Origin of the sequence: Intrasporangium sp. (assembly GCF_051961875.1) — a bacterium.
Classification (GTDB): Bacteria; Actinomycetota; Actinomycetes; order Actinomycetales; family Dermatophilaceae; genus Intrasporangium_A.
The window spans coordinates 1-4,592 of record NZ_JBQCCV010000142.1 but is presented as its reverse complement, the minus strand read 5'-3'; the positions used below and the strand labels follow the sequence as shown (position 1 = coordinate 4,592).

Annotated in this window: 6 protein-coding genes; 1 reads left to right on the top strand and 5 read right to left on the bottom strand. The window is 72.1% G+C overall.

Going from position 1 to position 4,592, the window contains the following annotated elements:
* Positions 1 to 1,046: D-inositol-3-phosphate glycosyltransferase (gene mshA, locus ACTHJJ_RS08565; protein ID WP_440302522.1), on the bottom strand; the 1,046-nt coding region annotated here is incomplete at its 3' end.
* A gap of 167 nt (positions 1,047 to 1,213) precedes the next feature.
* On the opposite strand from mshA, the gene ACTHJJ_RS08560 reads away from it, so the two are divergent.
* Positions 1,214 to 2,005, top strand: coding sequence for a class I SAM-dependent methyltransferase (locus ACTHJJ_RS08560; protein ID WP_440302521.1), 792 nt, complete (start codon positions 1,214 to 1,216; stop codon positions 2,003 to 2,005).
* A gap of 79 nt (positions 2,006 to 2,084) precedes the next feature.
* Here the strand turns inward: ACTHJJ_RS08560 and ACTHJJ_RS08555 are convergent, their stop codons facing one another.
* The 4 genes from ACTHJJ_RS08555 to ACTHJJ_RS08540 all read right to left on the bottom strand — a co-directional run bounded on the left by ACTHJJ_RS08555 (position 2,085) and on the right by ACTHJJ_RS08540 (position 4,420).
* Complete coding sequence (locus ACTHJJ_RS08555; protein WP_440302520.1) at positions 2,085 to 2,549, bottom strand: phosphomannose isomerase type II C-terminal cupin domain; 465 nt, start codon at positions 2,547 to 2,549, stop codon at positions 2,085 to 2,087.
* Positions 2,550 to 2,634: 85 nt separating this feature from the next.
* Positions 2,635 to 2,949 carry a DUF2516 family protein gene (locus ACTHJJ_RS08550; protein WP_440302519.1) on the bottom strand — a complete coding sequence of 105 codons (315 nt, stop codon included), beginning with the start codon at positions 2,947 to 2,949 and terminating at the stop codon, positions 2,635 to 2,637.
* Between the two features lie 67 nt (positions 2,950 to 3,016).
* Positions 3,017 to 3,442: a D-aminoacyl-tRNA deacylase gene (gene dtd / locus ACTHJJ_RS08545; protein WP_440302518.1), complete on the bottom strand. Its 426-nt coding sequence runs from the start codon at positions 3,440 to 3,442 to the stop codon at positions 3,017 to 3,019.
* Positions 3,443 to 3,445: 3 nt separating this feature from the next.
* Positions 3,446 to 4,420: an asparaginase gene (locus ACTHJJ_RS08540; RefSeq protein WP_440302517.1), complete on the bottom strand. Its 975-nt coding sequence runs from the start codon at positions 4,418 to 4,420 to the stop codon at positions 3,446 to 3,448.
* Positions 4,421 to 4,592: the final 172 nt, after the last annotated feature.

Genomic DNA, 4,592 nt, shown 5'->3' with positions numbered 1-4,592 from the left:
GCAGTCGGCAGGCCACCGACGGCCGCGGCCACGACCGGCGTGCCGCAGGCCTCGGCCTCGATGGCGACGAGCCCGAAGGACTCCGAGTGGCTCGGCATGACCACGAGGTCGGCCGCCCGGTACCAGTCGGCGAGGACCGGTCGGGCGACCGGTTTGACGAAGCGCACGAGCTCTCCGATGCCGAGCTCGACGGCCAGGTCCTCGAGCTGGTGCGGGTGGCTGAGGCCGCTGCCGCTCGGTCCGCCGAGGACGGCGACCTGCAGCGTCCGGCGACGCCCGGGGTCCCGCTCGACGAGCCGGTGGACGGCACGGAGCAGGACGTCGGGTGCCTTGAGCGGCTGGATCCGGCCGACGAAGAGGAGCAGGTCGGCGTCCTGCGGCAGGCCCAGCTCTGCTCGGGCCTTCCCGCGGTCGCCCGGCGTGAAGGTCGCGAGGTCCACGCCGGGAGGGACGACGGACACCTTCGCGAGCGGTGCGGCATACAGCTCAACCAGCTCGTGTGCCTCGTCCTCGGTGTTCGCCACGAGTCGGTCGGCCGCCTCGACGACCTGCACCTCGCCGATCTCGCGCCCCGGGGGCTCGGGGCTGTCGCCCTCGGCGAGGTGGCCGTTCTTCACGCGCGCCATGGTGTGCATCGAATGGACGAGGGCGACGCGCCAACGGTCGGCTGCGAGCCAGCCGACCTGACCGGAGAGCCAGTAGTGGGAGTGGACGACGTCGTAGTGGTCCTCGGGCACCGAGAGGCCGACGTGCATCGTGCCGGCCGAGAAGGCGCAGAGCTGGCCCGGCAGGTCGTCCTTGGAGAGCCCCTCGTAGGGACCGGCGGTCACATGCCGCACTCGGACACCGGGGACGAGGTCCACATCGATGGGCACCTCGGCCGTGGTGCGGCGGGTGAAGATGTCGACCTCGATGCCCTTGGCCGCGAGCTGCTTCGCCGTCTCGGCGACATAGACGTTCATCCCGCCGGCGTCGCCAGTGCCCGGCTGCTCGAGGGGCGAGGTGTGGACGCTGATCATCGCCACGCGTCGCGGCTCCGTCGCCATGAACACCGTCCTCTCACCACTCTGCGGTGGGCTCACTCGCCACAGCACTCGGCCCGTTCGCGGTATTCCCGCGGCCACAGCCATGGCTCGCGCACCTCGTCGGGATGGTGGGCGGCGTCCGGACGACGCCACCTCCCCGACGATAGGCCACGGCATAGGCTCGGCCCGTGGGCAGTCGACCAGTGGGCACGATCACCCGCGGCACGACGAACCCCAACCGGCTGCGGCGGTGCGACAGGTGGCTCGCCGGACCGCAGGCCTGGCGACTGCGCAGGTCGAGCTCGGCGCCCGTGGTCGTCGACCTCGGCTACGGCGCCTCGCCCATCACCGCCGTCGAGCTGCATGACCGGCTTGCCCGGGTCCGGCCTGACGTCGAGGTCGTGGGCATCGAGATCGACCCGGAGCGGGTCGCGGCCGGGCGCGAGCTGGAGCGGCCGGGGCTCCGGTTCCGGCTGGGTGGCTTCGAGGTCCCGCTCGAACGCGGCGCCCGCCCGACGGTGGTGCGCGCCTTCAACGTGCTGAGGCAGTACGACGAGAGCGAGGTGACCGGGGCGTGGGCCCTCGTGCAGGACCGGCTGACCGACGAGGGCCTGCTCGTCGACGGCACGTGCGACGAGATCGGGCGCCGGGCGACATGGGTCGCCGTCGAGCGGTCCGGCCCGGTGAGCCTCACGGTCTCGCTACGGCTGCGGGGCCTGGAGCAACCGTCCGATGTGGCGGAGCGCCTGCCAAAGGCACTCATCCATCACAACGTTCCCGGCGAGCCGGTCCACGCCTTCCTGCAGGACCTCGACCGGGCGTGGGCCCGCGCGGCGCCCCAAGGGGCCTTCGGCGTGCGGCAGCGCTTCCTGTCCATGGCCTCGGCCGTCGCGTCCGACTGGCCGCTGCTGGACGGTCCCTCCCGGTGGCGCCTCGGGGAGATCACCGTGGCCTGGTCTGCCGTGGCCTCCGCCTCCTGAGGCCCGAGCGGCTCAGTGGCCGCCAACCACCGCCGTCGAAAGCCTCCTCGCGACGGCAAGCGCAACAGGAAGCGCGGTTCTACTGCCCGTTGTCGGGGCAGCGCGCGTAGTCGTCCTCGAGGCGCTCGATGTCGCTCTCGTCGAAGTGCCCGAAGGCGACCTCGAGCAGCCGCCCCGGCTGGTCGCCCGGGTTGCCCATCCGGTGCTGGGCGCCGCGCGGCACCCATACGGTCTCGCCGGGCTGCGCGACCCAGTGCCGGTCGTCCACGGTGATGTCGATCGGCACGTCGAGCACCTGCCACATCTCGCCCCGGTGGTCGTGCTTCTGCAGCGAGAGCCGGTGACCCGGCCCCACGGTGATGATCTTGACCGTCACCTGCTCGTTGGAGACGAACTGCTGGAAGGTGCCCCAAGGCCGCTCGGCGACGAAGATGTCATTCGTGGGGTTGCGGTCACCCAGGTCGTAGTCGTCCGGATGGTGCCGCGGCGTCGAGTCGTGCTCGTGCTCCTGCGTGGTCACGGCCGAGGTCGGTCGATCCGTCATTCTTCCCCCTCATTTTGGTCGTCGTGGTGCACTCGGGGCGCCCACGCCGCTGGTGTGCCGGACGAGAGCTCGCCCGGCGGGCGCGTCACCACGGTCGGTTGGAACCGGAGCCGATGCCTCTGACGTGGCGAAGTGCGGGACGGACGTCGGCGAGGTAGACCGCGGCGCCGACGAAGGCGATGATGCCGGGCAGTGAGATCACGTTGAAGACGGTGACGACGCCGAAGAGCAGCGCGACACCGGTCAGGATGAGCCAGAAGGTCCGGGTCCGCTTGCCGGCGGCGGCATAGGCGGCCTCGGGGTGACGCAGGGCGTCGACGAAGGCGAAGAGCTCGCAGCCCAGGGCGGCAACTCCGAGCACCGTGAGCACCAAGGACTGGAACCCCAAGAACAGCGACATGCTCCCAGCCTAACCGCCTGACCTGTCGGCACGACCGGTTCGCGGAGTTGGCCCTGTCACGTCATGGTCACGTCTCGACGAGCACCGTGAACGGCCCGTCGTTGGTGGAGGTGACCGCCATCATCGCCCCGAACCTGCCGGTCGCCACCTCGATCCCCCGGTCCCGCAGCGCGGCGACGAGCGCGTCGATGACCGGCTCGGCAACAGGGCCCGGCGCCGCGGCGCTCCACGAGGGCCGGCGTCCCTTCCGGGTGTCGCCATGGAGGGTGAACTGGCTGACGACCAGCACCGGTGCCCCTGTGTCGGTCACGCTCTGCTCGTCGCGCAGGATGCGCAGCTCGGCGATCTTGCGAGTCATCCGCTCGACCTCGTCCGGCCCGTCGCCGTGGGTGACCCCGACGAGGGCGAGCAGCCCCGGCCGGGAGATCTCCCCCACCACCTCGCCGTCGACCTCCACCCTGGCGCAGGTGACGCGCTGGAGGACGGCTCGCACCGCTCAGACCCCGACCGGGACCACGGCACCGACGGGCTGGCCGTGCCCGAGGACCGGCTCCTGCTCGAGCGCGGCGAGCGCCTCCTCCTGGTCCACCCCGATGCGGCGCAGCACCGCAGCGAGGAGCGGGCCCCGCGCCCGTGCGCCACCGTCGGCGATCTTGACCGCCACGCCACGGCCGTCGGCCAGCCCGACGGCATACACGGACTCTGCGCCGTCCTTCGCGACGAGGCCCGGCACCCCGGCGATCAGCTTCGTGACGTCGCGGTCCGTGCCGCCCAGATACTCGGGGTACTCGCAGATCGCCCGAGCCACCTTCGCCTCGGGGCCGTCGGTCGCGCCCGCGATGCGGCCAAACGCCCGGGCGAGCCCGACCAGCGGGACGGCGTGGATCGGAGCGCCACAGCCGTCGATGGCGACCGCGCTCACCGGCCCGCCCGTGAGGTCGAGCACTGCCTGCGTGATGGCCTGCTGCAAGGGGTGCTCCGGGTCGCGGTAGGTCGCCGTGTCCCAACCGGCGGCGACACACGTGGCCAGCATCGACGAGTGCTTGCCCGAGCAGTTCTGGGCGATCGACTGCTTGGGGTGGCCGGCGGCGACCCAAGCGATGCGCGCCTTCTCGTCCAGGGGGTAGTCCGGGGTGTTCTGCAGGTCCATCTCGGTGAGGCCGGCGCCGCCGAGGATCTCGCGTGCGCCGGCGAGGTGGAAGTCCTCGCCGGAGTGGCTCGAGCAGCCGAGGGCGAGGAGCCGCCCGTCGGTCGCGAGCCCGGAGCGGACCATGGCGACGGCCTGGATCGGCTTGCTCGACGACCGTGGCAGGACCGGCCCGCTGCTGTCGCCGACCTCGAGGAGCACTTCGCCGTCCGGGCCGGTCACCACGGCGGTGCCGTGGTGGACGGACTCGACGAAGCCGTTGCGCACCACGTGCGCGACGACAGGGGCAGCGGTCAGGACATCGGAAAGAGGCTGCTCAGACACGTCCCGCAGTATGCCGCAGGGCCGCCCCCCGCGCGCGGGTGGGGGCCCGGCGGCCTACAGCCGGGCGGGGCGGTGCACCCACGTTACGATGTCCGGACCGCTGCCCCCGTCGTCGCGCACGTGGTGCGCAACGGTTTAGTCGAGTCCGTCCACCACGGCACCGCCGTGGTGA